Source organism: Streptomyces sp. LE64 (assembly GCF_052606915.1).
Genome location: NZ_CP199708.1, coordinates 4,892,517 through 4,916,962 on the forward strand (window position 1 = coordinate 4,892,517; position 24,446 = coordinate 4,916,962).

General features: G+C 72.6%; 19 protein-coding genes and 2 tRNA genes. 11 read left to right on the plus strand and 10 right to left on the minus strand.

What is annotated here, in order from left to right; translation table 11 throughout:
- Nucleotides 1-49 precede the first annotated feature (49 nt).
- Entirely contained in the window at nucleotides 50-1,651 is a 1,602-nt protein-coding gene (cimA, locus tag ACSMX9_RS22100) for a citramalate synthase (protein ID WP_445396323.1), read from the plus strand.
- 47 nt (nucleotides 1,652-1,698) lie between these two features.
- Nucleotides 1,699-3,093: a hypothetical protein gene (locus ACSMX9_RS22105; RefSeq protein WP_445396325.1), complete on the plus strand. Its 1,395-nt coding sequence runs from the start codon at nucleotides 1,699-1,701 to the stop codon at nucleotides 3,091-3,093.
- 124 nt (nucleotides 3,094-3,217) lie between these two features.
- Here the strand turns inward: ACSMX9_RS22105 and ACSMX9_RS22110 are convergent, their stop codons facing one another.
- A complete protein-coding gene (locus ACSMX9_RS22110; protein WP_445396327.1) occupies nucleotides 3,218-3,820 on the minus strand; it encodes a YceI family protein in 603 nt (200 codons plus the stop codon).
- Between the two features lie 198 nt (nucleotides 3,821-4,018).
- Between ACSMX9_RS22110 and ACSMX9_RS22115 the strand changes: the two genes are divergently transcribed.
- From ACSMX9_RS22115 to ACSMX9_RS22125, 3 genes are all read left to right on the plus strand, one after another.
- Nucleotides 4,019-6,379: a polysaccharide lyase 8 family protein gene (locus tag ACSMX9_RS22115; RefSeq protein ID WP_445396329.1), complete on the plus strand. Its 2,361-nt coding sequence runs from the start codon at nucleotides 4,019-4,021 to the stop codon at nucleotides 6,377-6,379.
- Nucleotides 6,380-6,520: 141 nt separating this feature from the next.
- Nucleotides 6,521-8,140 carry an acyl-CoA carboxylase subunit beta gene (locus tag ACSMX9_RS22120; RefSeq protein ID WP_366113772.1) on the plus strand — a complete coding sequence of 540 codons (1,620 nt, stop codon included), beginning with the start codon at nucleotides 6,521-6,523 and terminating at the stop codon, nucleotides 8,138-8,140.
- Nucleotides 8,141-8,186: 46 nt separating this feature from the next.
- Entirely contained in the window at nucleotides 8,187-8,399 is a 213-nt protein-coding gene (locus ACSMX9_RS22125; RefSeq protein ID WP_351239674.1) for an acyl-CoA carboxylase epsilon subunit, read from the plus strand.
- A 74-nt stretch (nucleotides 8,400-8,473) separates the two neighbouring features.
- Here the strand turns inward: ACSMX9_RS22125 and ACSMX9_RS22130 are convergent, their stop codons facing one another.
- The 9 genes from ACSMX9_RS22130 to ACSMX9_RS22170 form a co-directional block, all read right to left on the minus strand.
- The gene (locus ACSMX9_RS22130) at nucleotides 8,474-9,001 is read right to left on the minus strand and encodes a DinB family protein (protein WP_445396331.1); all 528 of its coding nucleotides are present in this window, start codon (nucleotides 8,999-9,001) and stop codon (nucleotides 8,474-8,476) included.
- A 109-nt stretch (nucleotides 9,002-9,110) separates the two neighbouring features.
- A complete protein-coding gene (locus tag ACSMX9_RS22135; protein ID WP_282693957.1) occupies nucleotides 9,111-9,692 on the minus strand; it encodes a GTP-binding protein in 582 nt (193 codons plus the stop codon).
- Complete coding sequence (locus ACSMX9_RS22140; protein WP_445396333.1) at nucleotides 9,673-10,278, minus strand: DUF742 domain-containing protein; 606 nt, start codon at nucleotides 10,276-10,278, stop codon at nucleotides 9,673-9,675. The genes ACSMX9_RS22135 and ACSMX9_RS22140 overlap by 20 nt, the downstream gene beginning before the upstream one ends.
- A gap of 154 nt (nucleotides 10,279-10,432) precedes the next feature.
- Nucleotides 10,433-10,846: a roadblock/LC7 domain-containing protein gene (locus ACSMX9_RS22145; RefSeq protein WP_351249765.1), complete on the minus strand. Its 414-nt coding sequence runs from the start codon at nucleotides 10,844-10,846 to the stop codon at nucleotides 10,433-10,435.
- A 10-nt stretch (nucleotides 10,847-10,856) separates the two neighbouring features.
- Nucleotides 10,857-14,111: a nitrate- and nitrite sensing domain-containing protein gene (locus ACSMX9_RS22150; RefSeq protein ID WP_445396335.1), complete on the minus strand. Its 3,255-nt coding sequence runs from the start codon at nucleotides 14,109-14,111 to the stop codon at nucleotides 10,857-10,859.
- Nucleotides 14,112-14,476: 365 nt separating this feature from the next.
- Nucleotides 14,477-15,055 (minus strand): GTP-binding protein, encoded by a 579-nt coding sequence (locus tag ACSMX9_RS22155; protein ID WP_445396336.1) that lies wholly within the window; start codon nucleotides 15,053-15,055, stop codon nucleotides 14,477-14,479.
- Nucleotides 15,036-15,446 carry a DUF742 domain-containing protein gene (locus tag ACSMX9_RS22160; RefSeq protein WP_351247679.1) on the minus strand — a complete coding sequence of 137 codons (411 nt, stop codon included), beginning with the start codon at nucleotides 15,444-15,446 and terminating at the stop codon, nucleotides 15,036-15,038. Before ACSMX9_RS22160 ends, ACSMX9_RS22155 begins: the two co-directional genes overlap by 20 nt.
- Nucleotides 15,447-15,597: 151 nt before the next feature.
- Nucleotides 15,598-16,011, minus strand: coding sequence for a roadblock/LC7 domain-containing protein (locus ACSMX9_RS22165; RefSeq protein ID WP_399340850.1), 414 nt, complete (start codon nucleotides 16,009-16,011; stop codon nucleotides 15,598-15,600).
- A gap of 10 nt (nucleotides 16,012-16,021) precedes the next feature.
- Complete coding sequence (locus ACSMX9_RS22170) at nucleotides 16,022-20,143, minus strand: nitrate- and nitrite sensing domain-containing protein (RefSeq protein ID WP_445396338.1); 4,122 nt, start codon at nucleotides 20,141-20,143, stop codon at nucleotides 16,022-16,024.
- Between the two features lie 606 nt (nucleotides 20,144-20,749).
- Here ACSMX9_RS22170 and ACSMX9_RS22175 point away from each other — a divergent pair.
- The 6 genes from ACSMX9_RS22175 (at nucleotide 20,750) to ACSMX9_RS22200 (ending at nucleotide 24,360) form a co-directional block, all read left to right on the plus strand.
- Nucleotides 20,750-20,932, plus strand: coding sequence for a hypothetical protein (locus ACSMX9_RS22175; RefSeq protein ID WP_351247683.1), 183 nt, complete (start codon nucleotides 20,750-20,752; stop codon nucleotides 20,930-20,932).
- Between the two features lie 169 nt (nucleotides 20,933-21,101).
- Entirely contained in the window at nucleotides 21,102-21,899 is a 798-nt protein-coding gene (locus ACSMX9_RS22180) for a fumarylacetoacetate hydrolase family protein (protein ID WP_366116529.1), read from the plus strand.
- Entirely contained in the window at nucleotides 21,892-23,367 is a 1,476-nt protein-coding gene (gene gltX, locus ACSMX9_RS22185) for a glutamate--tRNA ligase (RefSeq protein ID WP_445396340.1), read from the plus strand. Before ACSMX9_RS22180 ends, gltX begins: the two co-directional genes overlap by 8 nt.
- A gap of 16 nt (nucleotides 23,368-23,383) precedes the next feature.
- Nucleotides 23,384-24,106 carry an HAD family hydrolase gene (locus ACSMX9_RS22190; RefSeq protein ID WP_366116531.1) on the plus strand — a complete coding sequence of 241 codons (723 nt, stop codon included), beginning with the start codon at nucleotides 23,384-23,386 and terminating at the stop codon, nucleotides 24,104-24,106.
- 88 nt (nucleotides 24,107-24,194) lie between these two features.
- Nucleotides 24,195-24,266 (plus strand) — tRNA-Gln (locus ACSMX9_RS22195).
- A 21-nt stretch (nucleotides 24,267-24,287) separates the two neighbouring features.
- Nucleotides 24,288-24,360: transfer RNA gene (locus tag ACSMX9_RS22200), tRNA-Glu, on the plus strand.
- Nucleotides 24,361-24,446: the final 86 nt, after the last annotated feature.

Consider the following 24,446-nt stretch of genomic DNA (forward strand, 5'->3'; position numbering starts at 1 on the left):
GTGGAGCCAGTCATTCCGGAGCCACGCACCCGACAGGAGTCACCCCGCCATGAGCAGTCAGGCCACCGACGACAGTTTCCACGTCTTCGACACCACGTTGCGCGACGGGGCGCAGCGCGAGGGGATCAACCTCACGATTTCCGACAAGTTGGCCATCGCCCGCCACTTGGACGACTTCGGCGTGGGATTCATCGAGGGCGGCTGGCCGGGGGCCAACCCCCGGGACACCGAGTTCTTCGACCGTGCCGCCAAGGAGATCGACTTCCGGCACGCCCAGCTGGTCGCCTTCGGCTCCACCCGTCGCGCGAACGGCAAGGCGTCCGAGGACCCGCAGGTCCGGGCCCTGTTGGAATCGGGCGCTCCGGTGATCACCCTGGTCGCCAAGTCCCACGACCGCCACGTCGAACTGGCGCTGCGCACCACGCTGGAGGAGAACCTGGAGATGATCCGGGACACCATCTCCTTCCTGCGGGGAGAAGGGCGCCGGGTGTTCCTCGACGCCGAGCACTTCTTCGACGGCTACCGGGCCAACCCCCAGTACGCCAAGGAGGTCGTGCGCACCGCGAGCGCGGCCGGCGCCGACGTGGTGGTGCTCTGCGACACCAACGGCGGGATGCTCCCGGCCCAGGTCCAGGCCGTGGTCGCCACCGTCCTCGCCGACACCGGGGCCCGCCTCGGCGTCCACGCCCAGGACGACACCGGTTGCGCTGTCGCCAACACCCTGGCCGCGGTCGACGCGGGCGCCACCCACGTGCAGTGCACCGCCAACGGCTACGGCGAACGGGTCGGCAACGCCAACCTCTTCCCGGTGGTCGCGGCCCTGGAGCTGAAGTACGGCCGCCGGGTGCTGCCCGAGGGCCGGCTGCGGGAGATGACCCGGGTGTCCCACGCCATCGCCGAGGTCGTCAACCTGACGCCGTCCACGCACCAGCCGTACGTGGGGGTCTCCGCGTTCGCGCACAAGGCCGGGCTCCACGCCTCCGCGATCAAGGTGGATCCGGACCTGTACCAGCACATCGACCCCGAACTGGTCGGCAACCGCATCCGGATGCTGGTCTCCGACATGGCGGGTCGGGCCTCCATCGAGCTCAAGGGCAAGGAGCTGGGGGTCGACCTGGGCGGCGACCGCGAGTTGATCGGCCGGGTCGTTGACCGGGTCAAGGAACGCGAGTTGCGGGGCTACACCTACGAGGCGGCCGACGCCTCCTTCGAGCTGCTGCTGCGCGAGGAGGCCGAGGGCCGAGCCCGCCGCTACTTCCGCACCGAGTCCTGGCGGGCGATCACCGAGGACCGACCGGACGGCAGCCACGCCAACGAGGCCACCGTGAAGCTGTGGGCCAAGGGGGAGCGCATCGTCTCCACCGCCGAGGGCAACGGTCCGGTGAACGCCCTGGACCGGGCGCTGCGCCTGGCGCTGGAGCGGATCCACCCCGAGCTGGGCTCCTTCGAACTGGTCGACTACAAGGTGCGCATCCTGGAGGGCCGCCACGGCACCCACTCGACGACCCGGGTGCTCATCTCCACCAGCGACGGCGCGGAGGAGTGGTCCACGGTCGGGGTCGCCGACAACGTGATCGCCGCCTCCTGGCAGGCCCTGGAGGACGCGTACACCTTCGGGCTGCGGCGCGCCGGGGTGGAGCCCACGGAGTAGCCGGCGCGGCCGGGCCGGCCGCGCCGGATGGGGGTAGCGTCGAAGGCATGAACGCCGTAAGGCCCTCCGGGCCCCGGGCGCTCCTGGGCCCGGTGCTCGCTCTGGCCGCAGCGGTCCTGCTGGTGGGGGCCCCGGCGGCGCCGGCCGTCCCCGCCGCCGCCCCTCCGGCCGCGGTCGCCGCGGTCACCGAGGTGACGACGATCGCCGCCGCCCTGCGGGAGCACCCCGTCTACGTCGACCCGGCGGCGTCCGGCCAGCTCTCCCGTGCGGACGCGGACGCCCTCGCCCGGAAGGTCGAGTCGGCGGACAAGCCGCTGTTCGTCGTGGTGCTCCCGGCGGACCACCCGACCCGGAACCTCTTCACCGACCTGCGGACGGCGACCGGGATCGCCGGGGTGTACGCGGTCCGGTTGGGGGACCGGTTCGACGCCCGGGCCGACAGCACGGTGCTGCCGCCGGCGACGGTGGGCAACCTGGTCCGCAGTGTGGAGGGCGACGCCGGGGCCGCGGTCCAGCTGAACGACTTCGCCGACCGGGCGCTGCCCGCCGCCCGCGGCTCCGCCCCCGCCGGCTGGGGCGGAGCCGCGCAGGACGGCGGGGACCTGGTGGCCCCGCTCGTGCTGGCCGGGGCGCTGGTGGTGGTGGGCGGCGCGGGCGCGTACGCGCTGTCCCGGCGGCGCCGACACCGCGCCGCCGCGCGGGTGGAGCGGCAGCGGGCCGCCCTGGACGAGCTGCGGGTGGTGGTGGACGAGGACATCACCGCCTTCGGCGAAGAACTCGACCGGCTGGACTTCCACCCCGGCGAGGCGGGGGCGACCGAGGCGATGCGCACCGACTACGCGCACGCCCTGGACGCCTACGAACGGGCGAAGTCGCTTATGGCGGCGGCCCGGCGGCCCGAGGAGGTCCGTCCGGTGACCGAGGCGCTCGCGGACGGGCGCTTCTCGCTGGCCGTGCTGGACGCCCGCCGCACGGGTGCGCCGCTGCCCGAGCGGCGGCCCCCCTGCTTCTTCGATCCGCGGCACGGTCCGTCCGTCGAGGACGTGCCCTGGGCGCCCCCGGGGAGCGCCGAGCGGACGGTACCGGTGTGCGCGGCGGACGCCGCCCGGCTGCGGGACGGCGCCGAGCCCCTGGTGCGCGAGGTGGGGACCGAAGGGGGGCGGCGCCCCTACTACGCGGCCGGTCCCGCGTACGGGCCGTGGGCGGGCGGGTACTTCGGCGGGGCGCTGCTGCCCGGTCTGCTGGTGGGCACGCTGCTCGGCGGGATGATGGCCGCTCCCGCCTACGCCGCCGACTACGGCTCGGGGTACGGCGACTTCGGCGGGGACGCCGGCCACGACGGCGGTGACGTCTCCGGTGTCGACCCGGGCGACTACGGGGGCGGTTTCGGTGACGGCGGTGGCTTCGGCGACGGCGGCGGGGACTTCGGCGGCGGGTTCTGAACCGCCGGGCGCCCGGGAACGAACGAGCGCCCGCCCTCTCGCTCGGGGGCAAGCGGAAGGCGGGCGCGCTCGAAGGGCCCGGGTGCGGGCCGGGGCACCGTGCGGGGTGCCCGGGGGTGGCGAATCAGCCGGCGCTGCGGATGGCGGAGACGTCGAAGTTCAGCTTGATCTTGTCGGAGACCAGCACGCCTCCGGTCTCCAGCGCGGCGTTCCAGGTCAGACCCCACTCGGAGCGCAGCAGCTCGGCCTTGCCCTCGAAACCGACGCGCTGGTTGCCGAACGGGTCGGTGGCGGCGCCGTTGAACTCCAGGGCGAGGGTGATGGGCCGGGTGGTGCCCAGGATGCTGAGGTCGCCGATCATCTGGAACTCCTCGCCGCCGAGGTGCTCGGTGCGGGTGGAGCGGAAGGTCATGGTGGGGAACTCGTCGATGCGGAAGAAGTCGGCGCTGCGCAGGTGGCCGTCGCGGTCGGCGTTGCCGGTGTTGATGCTGGCCATCTGGATGTCGAGGACGGCGCGGGAGCGGGTGGGGTCGGCACCGTCCAGGTCCAGGGTGCCGGACACCTCGTCGAAGGCGCCCTTGACGTTGGTGACCATGGCGTGGCGGGCCACGAAGCCGATGGCGGTGTGGGCGGGGTCGAGGGCGTAGCTGCCGGTCAGCGAGGTGAAGTCGGGCGCGGCGGTGGCGAGGGCGGTGGCGGACTCGTTCTTGCGGCCGAAGAGGGCCATGGGGTGCTCCTGGGGGGTGTGGGTGGGACGGGGCCACCGGGGCGGCCTTTGGTTGAACCTTCAACGAAGAGGACTCTAGGGGTATTCCGTTCAAATTTCAACTGCAAGCACGGGGTGCGCGCACCCTCGCTCTCCGTCGACCACCCGGAACGGGTGAGGACCTGCGCCCCGGGGTGCCGCCGCGGGTACCAGGGCTCCATGACCCCCACCCGGAGGACCCTGCTGCTCGCCGCCGGCGCCGGCGCCGTCCCGCACCACCCGCGCACCCCCGCCGCCCCCGCCGCCGAGGACCCGTACCCCGCACTGCGCCGCCGCTGGCTGGACCTCGCCCTGGGCACCGGCTACGACCCGACCGCCGAGCCCTACGCCGCGCGGCTGCGCGCCACCGCCGAACGCGCGGCCACCTGGCACGCCACCATGGCCCCCGGCCCCACCGCACTCTGGCCCGACCAGCCCCTCACCCGCCCCGCCGGCATCACCCGCAGCGGCACCCGGCTGTGGACCATGGCCCGCGCCCACCTCCAACCCGGCACCGACCGCACCGGCGACCCCGCGCTGCGCGCCGCGGTGCTGCACGGCCTGGAGCACCTCACCGCCACCGCCTACCGCCCCGGCGCCGAGCCCCACGGCAACTGGTGGGAGTGGCAGATCGGCACCCCCCGCCCGCTGCTGGACACCGCCCTCGCCCTGGACGCCCACCTCACCCCTGCCCTGCGCGCCACCCTCTGCGCCGCCGTCGACCACTTCCTGCCCGACCGCGCCCTGCACGCCTACACCGGCACCTCCACCGGAGCCAACCGCGTCGACCACTGCCGCGTGGTCGCCCTGCGCGGCGTCCTCGGCCGCGCCGCCGACCGGCTGGCCCTCGCCCGCGACGCCCTCGCCCCCGTGTTCCGGTACGTCACCGAGGGGGACGGGCTGCACGCCGACGGATCCTTCCTCCAGCACACCTCCGTCCCGTACACCGGCACCTACGGACAGGTCCTGCTGGACGGAGCGGCCCGGCTGCTCCTGCTGCTCGACGGCTCGCCCTGGCAGGTGACCGACCCGGCCCGCCGGAACCTCGCCGACGGCGTGGAACGGGCCTTCGCCCCGCTGCTCCTGGACGGCCTGATGATGGACGTGGTCAACGGCCGGGCCATCAGCCGCGGACTGCTCCGCTCCGACGACGGCGTCCCGCGCGGCGACCACTACCACGGCCACGCCGTCATCGCCGCGATCGCCCTGCTCGCCGAGACCGCCGGAGCGCCCGCCGGCGGGGTCACCCCCGCCCGGCGCGACCGGTGGCACGCCCGGATCAAGGGCTGGGCCGCCCGCGACACGGTCACCCCGCTGCTCGCCTCCCCCCAGTTCGACACCGCCGACCTGGCCCGGCTGCACGCGGTGGCCGCCCGCCCGCTGCCCGCGGCCCCCGAACCGAGGGGCCACACCCTCTTCCCCGCCATGGACCGCGCGGTGCACCGCACCGACGCCTTCACCGCCGCCCTCGCCACCGCCTCGCACCGCACCTCCCACTACGAGTGCGGAGCCGGCGAGAACCCCCGCGGCTGGCACACCGCCGCCGGGATGCTCCAGTGGTGGCCGCGCGGCCACCGCGCCGACCAGTACACCGACTGGTACTGGCCCACCGTCGACTGGTACCGGCTGCCCGGGACCACCGTGTCCACCCGACGGCTGCCCGACCGCGCCGGCGGCGAGTGGGGCGCCCCCCGCCCGCCGGGGCGCTGGGTCGGCGGCACCACCGACGGCACCCACGCGGTCGTGGGCCAGGACCTCCACGGACTCTGCTCCTCGCTCCGCGCCCGCACGGCCTGGTTCTTCCTCGACGACGCCGTGGTCTGCCTGGGCGCAGGGATCACCGCCCGCGACGGCGTCCCGGTGGAGACGGTCGTCGACAACCGCAACCTCGGCCCGCGGGGCACCGCCCGGCTGCGCACCGGCCCCGGACCCCGTCCCCGCTGGGCCCACCTCGACGGGCACGGCGGCTGGGTGCTGCTCGACGGCCCGCCCCTGCGCACCCGGCGGACGGAGCGCACCGGGGCCTGGGCGGACATCAACGACGGCGGCTCACCCGAGCGCCGCACCCGCCACTGGCAGACCCTCTGGCTCGACCACGGCATCGACCCCACCGACGGGCGCTACGCCTACCTGCTGCTGCCCGGCGCCCCGCTCGCCGCCGTCGCGGCCCGGGCGGCCGACCCCGGCTGGCTGTCCGTCCTCGCCAACCGCCCCGACCGGCAGGCGGTCGCGGTGCCCCCACTCGGGGTCCTGGCCGCCGCCTTCCACCGGGCGGGCGCGGTCGGCCCGCTCGCGCTGACCGCGCCCGCCGCCGTCCTGGTGCGCCGGCGCGGGCGCACCCTCACCTTCTGCGTGGCGGAGCCCTTGCGCACGGGGCGCCCCCTGGACCTCCGCTGGGACCGGCCGGTGCACCGGGTGCTGGCCCGGGATGCTGGGGTGGAGGTCCACGAGACCGGGCACGGACTACGGTTGCGGGTGGCGCCCGGGACCGCCTGCGCCACCCTGCGCTGCACGGTGCAGTCCGAGGACCTCTTTGTGTGAACCCCACAACCCCCCACCCCGCTCGACAGGAGGGTCATGACGGGATTCCGCTGCTTCTGTTCGGGGGTACCAGGAAAACGGGCCGGAGACTGTACGGAGTCGACGGCCCGATTTCGGGGGTGGACTTCGTAAGGTCGCTACATGACCGTTTTGGACGAGACTGGTTCCCCCGGCTCTTCGGACGCCTCGGGACTCACGGGGGACGAGCCCACTGACGCGCGCGGCCGGGTGGCCGAGCTCCACGCCATCCGGGAACAGGCCCTGCGGGGGCCCAGCGACCGGGCGACCGAGGCGCAGCACGCCAAGGGGAAGCTGACGTCCCGCGAGCGCATCGAGCTCCTGCTCGACGCCGGCTCCTTCCAAGAGGTCGAGCAACTGCGCCGGCACCGCGCCTCCGGCTTCGGCCTGGAGGAGAAGCGGCCCTACACCGACGGCGTGGTCACCGGCTGGGGCACCGTCGAGGGGCGGACCGTCTTCGTCTACGCACACGACTTCCGGATCTTCGGCGGCGCGCTGGGCGAGGCCCACGCCACGAAGATCCACAAGATCATGGACATGGCCATCGCGGCCGGGGCGCCCCTGGTGTCCCTGAACGACGGCGCCGGCGCCCGCATCCAGGAGGGCGTCTCGGCGCTGGCCGGATACGGCGGGATCTTCCAGCGCAACACCCGGGCGTCCGGCGTCATCCCGCAGATCAGCGTGATGCTCGGCCCGTGCGCGGGCGGCGCCGCCTACTCCCCGGCGCTCACCGACTTCGTGTTCATGGTCCGCGAGACCTCGCAGATGTTCATCACCGGCCCGGACGTCGTCAAGGCGGTCACCGGCGAGGAGATCACCCAGAACGGGCTCGGCGGCGCCGACGTCCACGCGGAGACCTCCGGCGTCGCCCACTTCGCGTACGACGACGAGGAGACCTGCATCGCGGAGGTGCGGTACCTGCTCTCCCTGCTGCCGCAGAACAACCGCGAGAACCCGCCGCGGACCGTGGCCGAGGACCCGGTCGAACGCCGCTCCGAGGTGCTGCTCGACCTGGTGCCCGCCGACGGCAACCGCCCCTACGACATGGCCAAGGTCATCGAGGAGCTGGTGGACGACGGCGACTACCTGGAGGTCCACGAGCGCTGGGCGCGCAACATCATCTGCGCGCTGGGCCGACTGGACGGCCAGGTCGTCGGGATAGTGGCCAACCAGCCGCAGACCCTCGCCGGCGTCCTGGACATCGAGGCATCGGAAAAAGCTGCGCGTTTCGTGCAGATGTGTGACGCTTTCAATATCCCGATCGTGACCCTGCTGGATGTTCCGGGCTTCCTCCCCGGGGTCGACCAGGAACACGGCGGAATCATCCGGCACGGCGCCAAGCTGCTGTACGCGTACTGCAACGCCACCGTGCCGAGGATCTCGCTGATCCTGCGCAAGGCGTACGGAGGTGCGTACATCGTCATGGACTCGCAGTCCATCGGTGCGGACCTCACCTTCGCCTGGCCCACGAACGAGATCGCGGTCATGGGCGCCGAAGGGGCCGCCAACGTCATCTTCCGCCGTCAGATCGCCGGTGCCGCCGACCCGGACGCCATGCGCACCCGCATGGTCAAGGAGTACAAGTCCGAGCTGATGCACCCGTACTACGCGGCCGAACGAGGGCTGGTCGACGACGTGATCGACCCCGTGGAGACCCGCGAGGTGCTGATCCGCTCGCTCGCGATGCTCCAGTCCAAGCACGCGGACCTGCCGTCCCGCAAGCACGGCAACCCCCCGCAGTAGCCCGCCGCGCCCCCTGCCCCCACCCTCAACTCCACGGAGTAGCACCATGACGACATCCGCCACCGCGACCGACCACGGTCTGCTGCGCGTCGAGAAGGGCCACGCCGAACCCGAGGAGGTGGCCGCCCTCACCGCGCTCCTGCTGGCGCGCGCCGCCGCCGGCGGCACCGAGCCCGCGCCCCGCGCGGTCGCCAAGCCCGGCTGGCGCCGACTGGAGCGCCAGTACGGCTTCCGGGCACCTCACAGCTGGCAGGTCTGACCCGCCGCGACACCGTCGGACGCGTCGGCCCGCACCGGTCCCCCCGGTGCGGGCCGACGCGCGTTCCCCGGCCGTCAGACGCCGGTGCGCCCGTCGATGCGCTCCCGCAGCAGGTCCGCGTGCCCGTTGTGGCGGGCGTACTCCTCGATGAGGTGGATCAGGATCCAGCGCAGCGAGACCTGGTCCGCGCCGAGGAGCGCAGCGGCCTCGGGGGCCAGCCGGCCCCGCTCGTCCAAGGAGGCCCGCGCGATCGTCATCCGGGAGGCGTCGACCTCGGCCCGCCAATCTGCCAGCACCTGATCGATGCCCCGCTCCGGCGCCAGGCCGAAGCCGTCCGTGCCGGAGTCCGGGTACACCGGCTCCACCGTGCGCCCCGCGAACACCCGCTGGAACCAGGTGCGTTCGACCTCGGCCAGATGCTGCACCAGTCCGAGCAGGGTCATGGCGGACGGCTCCACCGAGGCGCTACGGGCCTGTGCGTCCTCCAGGTCCGCGCACTTGAGCGCCAGGGTCTCGCGGTGCATCTCCAACCAGCTCTCCAGCATGGTCCGTTCGTCGGCCTGCGGCGGAGGGACGGTTCGTCCGTCGGGAAGGGTCGTCATGTCCCCACCCTGGCACGAGGCCGCTGCCGACACCCCGTCAGCACACGGAACGAGCCGCACCCGTACGGACCGGTGCGGCTCGTTCCACGCTGTCGAAGGGGCGGGCCCGCTAGCGGAGTCGTGCCATGAGGGCGTGTTCGACGAGGGTGATGAGGGCGCTCTTGGCGTCGGCGCGGTGGCGTGCGTCGGTGGTGATGATGGGTGTGTCGGGGCCGATTTGGAGGGCTTCGCGGACTTCGTCGGGGGTGTAGGGCTGGTTGCCGTCGAAGCCGTTGAGGGCGATGACGAAGGGGAGGCCGCTGTTTTCGAAGTAGTCGACGGCGGGGAAGCAGTCGGCGAGGCGGCGGGTGTCGACGAGGACGACGGCGCCGATGGCGCCGCGGACGAGGTCGTCCCACATGAACCAGAAGCGGTCCTGTCCGGGGGTGCCGAAGAGGTAGAGGATGAGGTCCTGGTCGAGGGTGATGCGGCCGAAGTCCATGGCCACGGTGGTGGTGGTCTTGTCTCCGGTGTGTGTGAGGTCGTCGATTCCCGCGCTGGCGGATGTCATGACGGCTTCGGTACGCAGCGGGTTGATCTCCGAGACCGCGCCGACGAACGTGGTCTTGCCCACGCCGAAGCCGCCCGCCACCACGATCTTCGCGCTGGTGGTCGACCGGGCGGCCCCGCCGCTAGAGCTTGCGAAGTCCACTGAGCACCCTTTCGAGCAATGTCACATCTGGCTGGCCGCCGGCGCTGTCGTCGCCGCCGGGCTGATGAATGGCGACCAGTCCCGCCTCCGCCAAGTCGGCGACGAGGATCCTGGCCACGCCGAGAGGGATCGTCAGCAACGCCGAGACCTCGGCGATCGACTTGACCTCACGGCAGAGCTGGCAAATCCGCTGGTGCTCAGGCAACTGTCCCTGGAGCTGGTGCGGTTGTGCGGTGGTGTGGACCAGCGCCTCAAGGGCGAGCTGGTAACGCGGCCTGGTCCGACCGCCGGTCATGGCGTACGGACGCACGAGGGGGTTGCTCGCGGAGCCCGCAGGGGCCGGTTCCGGCGTCCTGCGCTGGGGGTACACGGGGGTCGCACGGGGGACGTGCGGTGCGTGCGGGTCACGGGGCGAGGGACCCTGTGGCCGCTGCGAGGGGTGGTACGAGGGAGACGGCGCGGAGGAGTACGGCTGCTGCGGACGGTTGCTCGGTGCGGAGGGGAAGTCGTACGGGTTCCACGGACCGTCGTGTTGCTGCTGGCCGAGGGGCCAGCGGCCCGGGGAACCCTCCGGGGGTGTTGCCACTTCTTCCTCCTCCTGCTGTGCCGGGCGTCCGACCGTGTGGAGCCGCGTCCCGAAACCTTACGGCCCCGGGACGTGCCGGCGCACCGCCCGGCCGTCGGCGGGGGCAGACCGTCCGGGAAGTATCCCCCGTCCCGGAACCGCCCGCGGACACCGCTCAGTTGAGCAGGCTGCCCTGGAGTTCGGCGCGCAGGTCCGGGGTGAGCACCGAGCCCGCGCGGTCCACGAGCAGGGCCATCTCGTAGCCGACGAGGCCGATGTCGGCATCGGGGTGCGCCAGGACGGCCAGCGAGGAACCGTCCGAGATGGACATGATGAAGAGGAAGCCGCGCTCCATCTCCACCACGGTCTGGTTCACGCTGCCGCCCTCGAAGATCCGCGAGGCGCCCGCGGTCAGCGAGGTGAGGCCGGAGGCGACCGCCGCGAGTTGGTCGGCCCGGTCCCGGGGGAAGCCTTCGGACATCGCCAGAAGGAGTCCGTCGGCGGAGACCACCACGGTGTGGGACACCCCGGGGGTGTTGTCCACGAAGTTGGTGATCAACCAGTTCAGGTTCTGTGCCGCCTGGCTCATCGGGCTCACACTAACGCTCCTGGTGGTAGGTGCTCCCAGAACCACCGGGCTCGTCGCCCGTGGTCTGGCCGTTCTTCTCACTTCCCGCCCGGCGCCCCCGCTGGACCCCCCGGCGCAGGTTGCTGAGCCTGCCCCGGACGTCCTCGGGAGCGCGGGAGACCTGCGGGCCGCCCTGCGGGGTCTGTTCCGCAGTGCCCTCGACCAGATTGGCCTTGGGCACGCGCCGCGGCAGTCCCGAAGCGGTGACCCCGCCGGCCTTGGGCCTGCGGAGCTGCTCGGCACGCTGCCACCGGTCGTCGTTGGCCGAACGCCAGTCACCGCCGCCCCCGCTCCCGTCCTCCCCGACATGCCCGTCCGGCTCCGGCCACCGCCGTTCGCCGGCCGGTTCGCCGTCGGCGCCCGGCACGGAGCTGCGACGGGGCAGACCGGCGTCGGTCACCCCGTGACCAGCGGTAGCGGTCGGTTCCGGACGATCGAAGCCTACGCGTTCGGCGGCGTCCGCGTCAGCGGGCCGGACCGATTCCGGATACCCCACAGGGGTTTCCACGGGAGGCACGGGCGGCCCCGGCTGGTGCTGCCAGCCTGCCTGGTGGGTCGGGCCGGCGTAACCCTCGAACGGTTCCGCTGCGATTCCGTCTGGAATCCGTCGGTCGTCTTCCGGATACGACCGTTCCTGAGGGGCGTTGAGATGCCCGTTGACCGGTGGGGTCGGGAAGAAGGGATCCGCGGGCGCCTGGTGCGTCCCGTACGTCGAGTGCGCCGGACGCTCCGGGTACGTGGGGTCGGCCGGAGCCCCGGGTCGACCGTAGCCGTCCAGGGGTTGACCCGGATGAGCGTTCGACTGCGGCGCCGGGTAGCCGCCGGTCGCGTCCTGCGGGTGCGGGAACGGCGCGGGGTGCCCGTGCGGCTGCGGGTGGGTGCCCGTCTCCTCGGCGCCGACCGCGGGGTGCGGTGCGCCGCCGGCCTCCGAGGCCTGCGGGTAGCGGCTGTCGTCGAAGCCCAGGTCCGCGGCGGTCCGCAGCGGGGCGGCGGGCACGCCCTGCTGTTCCGGGATCATCGGCGGGACGGTGAACTCGCCGTCGCCCGGGGCGTCCGCGAATCCGGTGGACCCGTGCGGACCGGGGTCCGCCGGGGCCGCGCCGGAGGTCAGCGCCGCCGGCAGCATGACCAGCGAGGTGGTGCCGGCCTGCTCGCCGGAGGGCCGGAGCTGGACGCGGACGCCGTGCCGCTCGGCCAGCCGGCCGACCACGAACAGCCCCATCCGCTGGGATATCGCCGCGTCCACGGTCGGCGGATCGGCCAACCGGTGGTTGATGTCCGCGAAGTCCTCGGCGGCCAGGCCGATGCCCTTGTCATGGATCTCGATCATGATCCGGGCGTCCGGCAGCCGGGTCGCGGTGACCCTGACCCTGGTCTGGGGGGAGGAGAACGAGGTGGCGTTCTCCAGCAGTTCGGCCAGCAGGTGCACCAGGTCGGTGACCGCCCGGCCGTGGACCTCGGCCTCCGGCACCCCGGACAGCTCGATGCGGTCGTACTGCTCCACCTCCGAGCAGGCCGCGCGCAACACGTCCACCAGCGAGATCGCCTGGTCCCAGCGGCTGCCGGGCTCCTCACCGGCGAGGATGAGGAGGTTCTCGCCGTTGCGCCGCATCCGGGTGGCGAGGTGGTCCAGCCGGAACAGGCTCGCCAACTGGTCGGGGTCCGCCTCGTTGTTCTCCAGCTCCGTGATCAGGGTCAGTTGGCCCTCGACCAGGGACTGGTTGCGGCGGGAGAGGTTGGTGAAGATCGCGTTGATGTTGCCGCGCAGCAGGGCCTGTTCGGCGGCGAGCCGGACCGCTTCCCGGTGCACCTGGTCGAAGGCCCGGGCGACCTCGCCGATCTCGTCCGTGGAGTGGATCGGGATCGGCTGAACCCGGGTGTCCACCCGGCCGGGCTCGGCCCGCGACAACTGGTCCACCAGCAGCGGCAGGCGCTCTTCGGCGACCTGGAAGGCGGCGGTGCGCAGTCGGTTCATGGAGTGGCTCATCTGCCGGGCCACGAGTCCGGCCAGCAGGAACGCGGTCAACAGGGCGATCACCACGGCCGAGCCGGTGAGGATCGCGTCGCGCTGGGCGCCGTCCGCGATCCCGGCCGCCTCGTCCACCGCCTTGTCCGCGAGGTCGGCCTCGATGGTGCGGTACCCGTCGAACTTGAGGGTGCTCACCGCCCACCAGTTGTCCGGGGTGACGCCCTCCTCGGCGAGCTCCGCCCGGGCTTCGCGCCCGGTGTCCGGCAGCGCTGCCATCTGGGCGACCATGTCGGTGGCGGAGGGCGGGGCCGTGTACGTCCGGTCCCGGGCGTCCGCGGCCTCCTTCGCCTCCGCGGCCATCTTCTCGACGTCGGCCAGGACCTTGTCGGTCACCCGCTTCAGCTCGGCCACGTCCTCGGGGGTGCCACCACCCGCGTACTCGTCCATGGCGATGCGTTCGAGGTACGCGTAGCTGCTGAGCGCCAGCTTCTGCTGGTTCAGGTGTGCGGCGCTCGGGCCGGGTGCGACGAGCAGGTGCATGCCGACCGAACGTTGCAGCGAGACGGACGCCTTGCCGAGCGAGATCGCGTAGACGGTCCGCCCGTAGGCGGTGACGTTGCTGGTGCCGAGGCCGAGCTCGTTGGCGAACTCCATCAGCGGGTGCTGAACCGCGACGTAGCCCTCCTCGGTGCGGACGCCGGGCAGTCGACCGGTGTACGCGGAGGTCCGCAACTCGACGAGGTCGCCCTCGACCTTGCGGAAGGTCTCCAGCCGTCGCTTGAGGCTGGGGCTGTCCGGCATGTGCCGGGTGGCGACGTCGAACTCGGCGGCGGCCTCGTCGGTCGCCTTGCGGGCCTCGGCGATGGCCGGGTCGTCGGGCCGGCCCCGGAGCAGGGGCGCCGCGGAGACGTCCCGTTCGTCCAGCAGTCGGTTGGCGTAGGTGAGGGCGGAGCGCACCAGCCGGGCGGTGCCCGCGGCGTCCTCGGCCTCCTGCCAGGTGTCGATGGACCCCTTGACCTGGAAGCCGCCCATCACCAGCCCCACCAGCACGGGGATCAGCAGAATCGCGTTCAGCCGGGCGGGTACGCGCCAGTTGCGCGGGGACAGCCGTCCCGCCGTCCGGTGCGTCGGAGCGGAGCCGGCTCCGGGGTCGGTCGCGGGCCCGTCCGGGCCCGCCGGGGGTGCCGCCGCGGTGGACGGCGGGGTGAAGTTGCCCCGTGCCGACGGCTCGGGGCCACTGTTCTTGCCTCGCCTCACTCGACCAACAACCTCTCGGCGCCGGCACCGTTCCTCGTGCCGCATCGTCTCCGGGCTGCCCGTGGCTACCGGGCAGTTCAGCGCATTCCAGCACGTCAGGGTGGGCGAATCCAAACAGTCGGAAGCGAGGATTCCGGAGCCCGCCCGGTCCAGATAAAACGGTCATAAAGAGCGAGCCCCGCCAAAAGGCGGGGCTCTGGTGGCGCAGCGGCACCGGGTGGTCGCCACCCGTGGTGACGTCGGGGCAATTCTCTTTCGAAACGTTATGAATGCCCCCGCCGGCCGTGGCGCACGGCACATGTGATGCCGTTTGCCCCGGGTAACTCGCTCTCGTCGGGGATGACTTGGCCCCCGCCCGGGCCCCGCTAGCGGAGTCGTGCCATGAGGGCGTGTTCGACGAGGGTGATGAGGGCGCTCTTGGCGTCGGCGCGGTGGCGTGCGTCGGTGGTGATGATGGGTGTGTCGGGGCCGATTTGGAGGGCTTCGCGGACTTCGTCGGGGGTGTAGGGCTGGTTGCCGTCGAAGCCGTTGAGGGCGATGACGAAGGGGAGGCCACTGTTTTCGAAGTAGTCGACGGCGGGGAAGCAGTCGGCGAGGCGGCGGGTGTCGACGAGGACGACGGCGCCGATGGCGCCGCGGACGAGGTCGTCCCACATGAACCAGAAGCGGTCCTGTCCGGGGGTGCCGAAGAGGTAGAGGATGAGGTCCTGGTCGAGGGTGATGCGGCCGAAGTCCATGGCCACGGTGGTGGTGGTCTTGTCTCCGGTGTGTGTGAGGTCGTCGATTCCCGCGCTGGCGGATGTCATGACGGCTTCGGTACGCAGCGGGTTGATCTCCGAGACCGCGCCGACGAACGTGGTCTTGCCCACGCCGAAGCCGCCCGCCACCACGATCTTCGCGCTGGTGGTCGAACGTGCGGTCGTATCAGAGCTTGCGAAGTCCACTGAGCACCCTTTCGAGCAGTGTCACATCCGGCTGACCACCGGCGTTCTCGTCGCCACCGGGCTGGTGGATCGCGACGAGTCCCGCCTCGGCCAGGTCGGCGACGAGGATTCTGGCCACACCGAGCGGCATCGACAGCAGGGCCGACACCTCCGCGACCGACTTGACCTCACGGCACAGGTGGCAGATCCGCTGGTGCTCGGGGAGCAGCCCCATCAGGGCTGCGGGATCGGCGGTGGTGCTCACCAGGGCTTCGATGGCGAGCTGGTACCGCGGCCTGGTCCGACCGCCGGTCATCGCGTACGGACGCACCAGCGGCTGGTCACCCTCGTGCCCGTACGACGCGTGGTGTGAAGCTCCGTACGGATCGTGCGAGGCGGTTGGCGGGGTCATGAATCCTCCGGGCGGGACAGCAGGGAGTCTGCGTGCCGTCTGACAGAGCCGGTGGGGGGATCGAGTGGCGGCCGGACGGTGGGTGGGTCGGTTCGATCGGCTGGGCGACGGGTCGGACGGTGCGGACGGGTCGGGGGACGAGAGGGCGGGGTCAGTGGAGCAGACTTCCCTGGAGCTCGGCGCGCAGGTCCGGGGTGAGCACCGCACCCGCGCGGTCGACCAGGAGGGCCATCTCGTAGCCGACGAGGCCGATGTCGCACTCCGGGTGCGCCAGGACGGCCAGCGAGGAACCGTCCGAGATGGACATGATGAAGAGGAAGCCGCGCTCCATCTCCACCACGGTCTGCGTCACGGTACCGCCCTCGAAGATCCGCGAGGCGCCCGCGGTCAGCGAGGTGAGGCCGGAGGCGACCGCCGCGAGTTGGTCGGCCCGGTCCCGGGGGAAGCCTTCGGACATCGCCAGAAGGAGTCCGTCGGCGGAGACCACCACGGTGTGGGACACCCCGGGGGTGTTGTCCACGAAGTTGGTGATCAACCAGTTCAGGTTCTGTGCCGCCTGGCTCATCGCGCTCAACTTAGTGCTCCTGCTGGTGAGTGGGGCGGGGGTAGCTACCGGTCGACGGACCGTTGCCGGCCTGCCGACCTTGCTGGATGCCCCTACGGAGGTTGGTCAGCCGGCCGCGCACGTCGTCGGGCGCGCGCGAGACCTGCGGACCGGTCTGGTGCTGTTGCTGCTGAGCCGTGCCCGCGACGAGGTTCGCGCGGGGGACCCGCCGCGGCAACCCGGAGGTGGTGACTCCGCCGGCGGTGGGCTGGCGCACCCGCTCGGCCTGCCGGACGAGTTCGTCGTTGGGGGAGGTCCGCCACGAGCCGGAGCCCTGCGGCCCGCGGCCCGCGGGAGCCTCGGCGTCGGAACGTCCCGCCGGGGAGACCGACAGCGTCGGGCGCTCCGGCAGCCCGGGGGCCGCGGTCTCCTCGGCCGGCTGCTGTTCGGCGACCCGTTGGCCGCTGAACCAGTCCGTCTCCAGCGTGTCGAAGAGCGGGGTGCGACCGTCACCCGGGCCCGCCGGGGGCAGCGGGGCGGCCGGACGCGCCGCCGACGGTCCGTCGACGACATCCGGTGCCTGCCCGTAGGGCGGGACCGGGCGCTCGTACGAACCCGTCTGGTGGCTCGGCAGCGCGTACTGCCCGGTGTCGTGGGCGGGCTGCTCGTACTGGCCGGTGTCCTGGTCCGGCAGCGCGTACTGCCCGGTGTCCAGGGCGGGCCGCTCGAACTGGCCGGTCCGGTGGGCGGGCAGCTCGTACGCGCCGGTGTCGCCCGGCTGCTCGAACCGACCGCTCTCCTGGGCGGGCCGCTCGAACTGGCCGGTCCGGTGCGCCGGGCGCTCGTAGGAGCCGGTGTCCTGGAGGGGACGCTCGTACGGCGCGGGCTCCGGCGCCGGCCGCTCGTAGGAGCCGGTGTCCTGGGCCCCGGGCGGGAACGCGCCGGCGCCGGGCGCGGGGAGCGCGTACTGCCCGGTGTCCTGGGCGGGCTGCTCGAACTGGCCGGTGTGCGCGGCATCCTGGCCGTAGCCGGGAGCGTGCTGCTCGCGGTCGTCGTACGAGGGCGGCTGGGCCACCGGGAACTGGCCGGTGGCGGCGGGGTTCCGGGTGTCCGGGCCGGCGGGGACGATCGGGCCGGCGGGCTCGGCCGGCGGCTTCGGGGCGCCGAAGACGTCCGAGCGGACGAACCGGCCGTCCTGGGCACCGTCGCCGGGCCGGCCGAAGCCGGGGTCCGGACGGGGGGCGCCGAAGTCCGGCGCCGGGGCGTCGAGGACTGGCCGGCCGAACTCCGCTGTGGCACCGGCCCCTTGACGGTCGGCCGGGGGGAACGCGGGGGGGTTGCCCGGGCGCTCGTCGAACCGCGGAGTCCCGGGCGCGCCCGGCGTGCTCGGAGGTTCTTCGTGGCCGCGCGGGGCGTCGCCGGATGCCCGGGGGACCGGGGCGACCGTGCTCGGGGCGCTCCAGTCGGGGGTGGACTGCGGGCCGTCGGCGCCGGGGAGTTCGGCCCGCGGACCGCCGCGGGCGGGCAGCTGCGGGCGCGGGGCGTCCTGGCCCGGGCGGACCCGCTCGGGGCGGGCGTCGGGCCGGTCGGCGGGGGACTTGCCGGGGCGGGCACCGAATCCGTCGAAGGAGTCGCCGCCCTGGCGGGGGCCGCCGAAGCCGGGCGCACCCGCTGTGGGCGCGCCGCCCGGCGGGCGTCCGCCCCGCTGTCCGGCGCCGGTGGACTGGAGGCCCTGGGCACCCGGGGCGAAGGCGCCGGTGCCCGCGGGGGCCGGCCGGCCCGGTTGCCGGACCGGCGGCGTGGCGCCCGGTCCGCCGGGGCCCTGGGGGCCGGGTGCGGGGCGACCGCCGGGTCGGTTCTGCCGGGCCGCTGCCGCGCCGGCCGCGGCCTGGGCCGCGGAGGGGACGCCACCGGGCGGGCCGACGGTCGGAGCACCGGGCGCCCCGGGCTTGCCGACCGGCGGGCGCTTGCCGCTCTGGGCGACGTCGACGGGGAGCATGACCAGCGCGGTGGTGCCGCCGGAGTCGGAGGGCCGCAGCTGGATGCGGATGCCGTGCCGCTGGGACAGCCGACCGACCACGAACAGGCCCATGCGGCGGGAGACGGAGACGTCCACGGTGGGCGGCGAGGCGAGCCGCTCGTTGATCGCCGCCAGGTCCTCGGGGGAGAGGCCGATGCCGGTGTCGTGGATCTCGATCAGGACCCGGCCGTCCGGCAGCGCGTGTCCGGTGACCTTGACCTTGGTCTGGGGGGAGGAGAACGAGGTGGCGTTCTCCAACAGCTCGGCGAGCAGGTGCACGAGGTCGTTGACGACCCGGCCGGCGACCTCGCTGCCGGGCACCGAGGAGAGTTCGATCCGCTCGTACTGCTCCACCTCGGAGGCCGCGGCGCGCAGCACGTCGACGAGCGGCACCGGGCGGGTCCACCGACGGCCGGGCTCCTCGCCCGCGAGGACGAGGAGGTTCTCGCCGTTGCGGCGCATGCGGGTCGCGAGGTGGTCGAGCTTGAAGAGCGAGGAGAGCTGGTCGGGGTCGGCCTCGCGGGACTCCAGTTCGGAGATGAGCGAGAGCTGACGCTGGATCAGGCCCTGGGAGCGACGCGAGAGGTTGGTGAACATCGCGTTGACGTTGCCCCGCAGCAGGGCCTGCTCGGCGGCGAGTCGGACCGCTTCCCGGTGCACGTCGTCGAAGGCCGCGGCCACCTGGCCGATCTCGTCCCGGGAGTGCACGCCGACCGACTCCACGGAGGTGTCGACGTCCTGCGGGTCGGACTCGGAGAGCTGCTTGACCAGCTCGGGCAGCCGGTCCTGGGCGACCTTGGTCGCAGTGTCCTGGAGGCGCCGCAGCGAGCGGATCATGGACCGGGCGACGATGAACGCGCCGATGAGCGAGACGCCGAGGACGACCAGGATCAGCGCACCGCTGATGATCGCGCCGCGCTCCGACTCCTTGCGCAGCTCGCGGGCCTTCTGCTCCATCTCGTCGAGCAGGGTCCGCTCGATCTTGTTCATCGCATCGATCTTGGTGGTGCTGGCCTCCAGCCAGTCCTTGTAGGACCGCTTGGTGGCCCGCTCGGGCCCGACCCTGAGGAGTCGGGTGGCGTACTCCTCCGACTCCTTGATCGTGGCCTGGCCCTTGTCGATGGGCTTGAGCAGTTCGATGTCGTTGCCCTGGTAGACCTGTCCGAAGACGCTGAGTTCGGACATCTCCTTGTCGGAGAGGGTCTGCGCGTAGTGGCGGTCCAGCTCCGAGAGCTCGCTGCGCTCCTTGTTGTTCGGCGGCAGCGAAGCGGCGATGACCGCGCGGTGGGCCGACGCGTACTCCTTGGCGGAGGCGAACGCCGCCAGCGAACGGGTCCGCTGGATCATCTCCGGATTGCTGGTGGCCTGCGCCATGTCCTGGGTCAGGGCGAGCAGGTCCTCGATGAGCTCGCTGTACAGGTCGACGGTCTGCGAGTACGCGATCGGGTCCTTGAACGCCTTCTCGCGGGCGCTCGTCAGACCGGTGAGCCGGCTGGAGATGGACTGGATCGTGGAGTCGATGCCCTCCAGACCGTCGCGTCCGCGGGCTTCGTCGATGGCGTGGGTGCCCTGGAAGAAGGTCTCCCGGGCCCGGTTGGTGCGCTCCCGGGGCCCCTTGACCTCGAAGTCGGTGGCCTTGCCGCCGTTCGCGAGCGGGCCGGCGGACTTGTCGCGCTCGTTCTGGAGCGCGGTGGCCAGCTGGATCGCGTGGTCCGTCATGTCCGTCAGCAGCTTCATGTTGTCGAGCTGCTGGATGTCGTCCATGGACTCGTTGATGCGCAGCGCGCCCAACGAGGTCGCGGCGACCACGGGGAGGGCGAGCAGCGAAACCAGACGGGTCGAGATCCGCCAGTTGCGCAGGGCTATTCGGGAGCCGGGGCCGGTCGGGACCTTGGGCTTGGCGGACGGGGCGGGGGGCGGCGGGGTGCCGCCGGCGCCGGCGGGCGCCGCCTCCGACGTGCCGCCGGGGCCCTGCGGGCCGCCGGGCCCCGCGGGCCGGGCGCCGTCGTTGTTGCTCACCACGGACACGGGTCCCGGGTTCTGGGCGTGCTGGGGCGAGGAGCCACGGTCGGTCCCGCCGCGCGGTTCCGGCTCTGCCGGACCGCTGCCATCCCTCTTGAAACGTCCCTGCACTAGCGTCGCAACCTCTGGACCAGGCGTCCCCCCGCACGGCGGGACGGTGTCGGCGTCAATCAGGGGCGCCGCGCGGTGCCGCACCCCTGTGGTGGTCGTGAGTGACCGGCGCTGTCCTCATCCCGCCGCTCACTCGGCGCTCCGTTGCGCCCCCTGTGCGCCGGTCTGGTTCTCGCGGCGGTCCGTGGAATTCCAGCACAGTGCCGGAACTCCAACAAGACCGGAGGGGCAGGCGATGGCGGCGGTGACACGGCGTGAGCCGCGAGTCACCAGAAGTAGACCCTTATCTAGGGCAAAGCGGTCATATCGCTATGTCGTGCTGGGGTTACTCGGGTGTCCCAGTCGACATGATCGGGAGCGGAATGGGTGCTTCGGGCAGTTGATGTCCGTTTCGATCCCGCCCGCCCCGTCTGTGGAATGCCGGAAATGTCTTATGAGTCGTGAGCAAACTCACACACTCATCCCCGCGTCAGTGCACCCGCATCGGGGAATTGCGCGCTTAGCCTGACGCTTTACAACGATTCCACAAATGACAACCCGCGCGCCGGGAGCGCCCCGTGGCGGGTGAATTCGGCGCCCCGAGTCCAGGACAGGGCCCGCATCCAGATGACGACGCCGCAGAGCACCACGGCCAACCCCCGCCGCACCACCCTGGCCCACCTCGAGGACGCCTCCGCCTTCGCCCCGGCGGAGCTGCCGACCCACTCCCTCGACCTCCCCGCCCAGACGGCCAACCCCCGTCGCACCGTCCTGATGGAGGTCCCCCGGCCCGCCGAGCCGACCTCCTGACCCTCCCGGACGGCCACCCCCGCCCGGCGGGGCGCGCACCCCCGCCCACCGGGTCCGGAACACCGTCGCGGGCGGGCCGTCCGCCACGGGTCGCCCGGGTCACCCGGGCGACCCGCGTTAGCCTGGACGCCCAACCTCCACCGGCAACAACAAAGGGGCGCGAGCCACCGTGCGCATCGCCAGGTTCTCCATCGACGGCAACGTGGCCTTCGGCGCCATCGAGGGCGACGGTCCGCCCGGCTCCACCGAGGGCCTCCTGGTGAACGTCATCAAGGGCATCCCGTTCGCCGACTTCGAGCTCTCCGGCACCCGGATCCCCCTGGACCGGGTCCGCCTGCTGCCCCCGGTCCTCCCGAGCAAGGTCATCGGCATCGGCCGCAACTACGCCGAACACGCCGCCGAACTCGGCAACGAGGTCCCGGCCACCCCCGTCAGCTTCCTCAAGCCGAGCACCTCCGTCGTCGGTCACGGGGATCCCGTGGCCTACCCGGGCTTCTCGCAGGAGGTCCACCACGAGGCCGAGCTGGCCGTGGTCATCGGCCGGCTGTGCCGCGACGTCCCCCGCGACCGGGTCAAGGACGTGGTCTTCGGCTTCACCTGCGCCAACGACCTCACCGCCCGGGACGTCCAGCGCAGCGACGGACAGTGGACCCGGGCCAAGGGCTTCGACGGCGCCTGCCCGCTCGGGCCCTGGGTGGAGACCGGCATCGACCTGGCGACCGCGGCCGACCTGACCGTCCAGTGCACGGTCAACGGCCAGCAACGCCAACTCGGCTCCACCAAGGACATGGTCAGGTCCGTCGAGGACCTGGTCGTCCACCTCACCGAGGCCATGACGCTGCTGCCCGGCGACGTCATCCTCACGGGCACCCCCGCCGGGGTCGGCCCCCTCAACGTCGGCGACGAGGTCGCCGTCACCATCGAAGGCATCGGCACTCTCACCAACAAGGTGATCCAGCGTGGTTAACGGCCCCGTCCGTGTACGTTTCTGTCCCTCGCCGACCGGCAACCCCCACGTGGGCCTGGTCCGCACCGCCCTGTTCAACTGGGCCTTCGCCCGGCACCACCAGGGCACCCTGGTCCTGCGCATCGAGGACACGGACGCCGCCCGCGACTCGGAGGAGTCGTACGAGCAACTCCTCGACTCGCTGCGCTGGCTCGGCCTCGACTGGGACGAGGGCCCCGAGGTCGGCGGCCCGCACGCCCCGTACCGGCAGTCGCAGCGCATGGACCTCTACGCGGACGTGGCGGCCAAGCTGCGCGAGGCGGGCCACGCCTACCCCTGCTACTGCACCACCGAGGAGCTCGACGCCCGCCGCGAGGCCGCCCGCGCCGCCGGCAAGCCCTCCGGGTACGACGGCCACTGCCGCGAGCTCACCGAGGCCCAGCGCGCCGCGTACGAGGCCGAGGGCCGCACGCCGATCATCCGCTTCCGGATGCCCGACGAGCCCGTCACCTTCACCGACCTGGTCCGGGGCGAGCTGACCTTCACCCCGGAGAACGTCCCCGACTACGGCATCGTCCGGGCCAACGGCGCCCCGCTGTACACCCTGGTCAACCCGGTCGACGACGCCCTGATGGGCATCACCCACGTCCTGCGCGGCGAGGACCTGCTCTCCTCCACCCCGCGCCAGATCGCCCTGTACCGGGCGCTGATCGAACTCGGCACGGCCGAGGCGGTCCCGGCCTTCGGGCACCTGCCGTACGTCATGGGCGAGGGCAACAAGAAGCTCTCCAAGCGCGACCCGCAGTCCTCGCTGAACCTGTACCGCGAGCGCGGCTTCCTCCCCGAGGGGCTGCTGAACTACCTCTCGCTGCTCGGCTGGTCCCTCGCCGCCGACCGGGACGTGTTCTCGCTGGACGAGATGGTCGCCGCCTTCGACATCGCGGACGTCAACGCCAACCCGGCCCGCTTCGACCTGAAGAAGGCCGAGTCCATCAACGCCGACCACATCCGGCTGCTCGACGAGAAGGCGTTCGCCGAGGCGTGCGAGCCGTGGCTGCGCGCCCCGCACGCCCCCTGGGCCCCGGATGACTTCGACCCCGTCGCGTGGCAGGCCATCGCCCCCTACGCGCAGACCCGGCTGACCGTCCTGTCGGACATCACCGCCAACGTGGACTTCCTCTTCCTCAAGGAGCCCGTCGAGGACGAGGCGTCCTGGCAGAAGGCGATGAAGGAGGGGGCGGCCGACCTGCTGCGCACCGCGCGGGCCAAGCTCGCCGAGGCCGACTGGAACAGCCCCGAGGCGCTCAAGGCGGCCGTGCTCGCGGCCGGCGAGGAGCACGGACTCAAGCTGGGCAAGGCGCAGGCCCCGGTCCGGGTGGCCGTCACCGGCCGCACCGTGGGCCTGCCGCTGTTCGAGTCCCTGGCGGTGCTCGGCCAGGACCGCGCCCTGGCCCGGATCGACGCCGCCCTGTCGAAGCTCGGGGGCTGACGGGTAGCGTGTCCGCATGAACGTGCGCGCCGTGGTGTGGGACGTCGACGACACCCTCTTCGCCTACACCGCGGCGGACCGCGCCGGACTCTGGCACCACCTGCGGACCGAGGGCCTGCTGGAGCGGTACGGAACCGCCGAGCGGGCCCTCGCGCTCTGGCGGGAGCTGACCGACGTCCACTGGGCGCGCTTCGCGGCGCGGGAGACCACCTTCGAGGGGCAGCGCCGCGACCGGGTCCGGGCCTTCCTGGCCGCCCCGCTCACCGACGAGCAGGCCGACGTCTGGTTCGGCCGCTACCTGACCCACTACGAGGCCGCCTGGGCCCTCTTCCCGGACGTCCTGCCCGCCCTCGACGCCCTCGCCGACCTCCGGCACGCCGTGCTGTCGAACTCCAGCGCGCACCACCAGGAGCGCAAGCTGCGCGCCCTCGGGGTCCGCGACCGCTTCGAGTCGCTGCTGTGCGCCGCGGAGCTGGGGGTCGCCAAGCCCGCGGCCGAAGCCTTCCACGCCTCCTGTGACGCTCTGCGACTGCCCGCCCACGAGGTGGTGTACGTGGGCGACCACCCCGAGATCGACGGGGCGGGGGCGGCGTCGGCCGGGCTCTTCTCGGTGTGGCTCGACCGCGGCACCTGGACCGGCGGGGTGCCCGCCGGACCGCATCGGATCGCTTCGCTCGCCGAACTCCCCGCGCTCCTGCGCGGGGATACCCGTTTTGGAGCGCCGTCCACCTTCGGGTAATGTTCTTCCTGCGCCGCCCGAGAGGGCCGAAAGGTCCGGCGGGAAGCGCAGTACCGAACAAGGTCCCCGACAGGGGATTGCGTCACGGTGGCCTATGGTGTAATTGGCAGCACGACTGATTCTGGTTCAGTTAGTCTAGGTTCGAGTCCTGGTAGGCCAGCTCGCAGAGCTCATCTGCAAAGCCCCCGTTGTGTAGCGGCCTAGCACGCCGCCCTCTCAAGGCGGTAGCGCCGGTTCGAATCCGGTCGGGGGTACAGATCCATCCCGCGTGATCATCGGGTCGCTCCCGTCGGTCGAGCGGTGAAAACACCCGGCCGTCGGCCGGGTGGGATCGCCCAAA

Bases quoted from the DNA above. Each gene is read 5' to 3' on its own strand.
- ACSMX9_RS22130 (WP_445396331.1), bottom strand. From the start codon at position 9,001: ATGACGACCCTTCCCGACGGACGAACCGTCCCTCCGCCGCAGGCCGAC.
- ACSMX9_RS22175 (WP_351247683.1), top strand. From the start codon at position 20,750: ATGACGACGCCGCAGAGCACCACGGCCAACCCCCGCCGCACCACCCTG.
- cimA (WP_445396323.1), top strand. From the start codon at position 50: ATGAGCAGTCAGGCCACCGACGACAGTTTCCACGTCTTCGACACCACG.
- ACSMX9_RS22110 (WP_445396327.1), bottom strand. From the start codon at position 3,820: ATGGCCCTCTTCGGCCGCAAGAACGAGTCCGCCACCGCCCTCGCCACC.
- ACSMX9_RS22190 (WP_366116531.1), top strand. From the start codon at position 23,384: ATGAACGTGCGCGCCGTGGTGTGGGACGTCGACGACACCCTCTTCGCC.
- ACSMX9_RS22145 (WP_351249765.1), bottom strand. From the start codon at position 10,846: ATGAGCCAGGCGGCACAGAACCTGAACTGGTTGATCACCAACTTCGTG.
- ACSMX9_RS22105 (WP_445396325.1), top strand. From the start codon at position 1,699: ATGAACGCCGTAAGGCCCTCCGGGCCCCGGGCGCTCCTGGGCCCGGTG.
- ACSMX9_RS22120 (WP_366113772.1), top strand. From the start codon at position 6,521: ATGACCGTTTTGGACGAGACTGGTTCCCCCGGCTCTTCGGACGCCTCG.
- ACSMX9_RS22115 (WP_445396329.1), top strand. From the start codon at position 4,019: ATGACCCCCACCCGGAGGACCCTGCTGCTCGCCGCCGGCGCCGGCGCC.
- ACSMX9_RS22125 (WP_351239674.1), top strand. From the start codon at position 8,187: ATGACGACATCCGCCACCGCGACCGACCACGGTCTGCTGCGCGTCGAG.
- ACSMX9_RS22160 (WP_351247679.1), bottom strand. From the start codon at position 15,446: ATGACCCCGCCAACCGCCTCGCACGATCCGTACGGAGCTTCACACCAC.
- ACSMX9_RS22165 (WP_399340850.1), bottom strand. From the start codon at position 16,011: ATGAGCCAGGCGGCACAGAACCTGAACTGGTTGATCACCAACTTCGTG.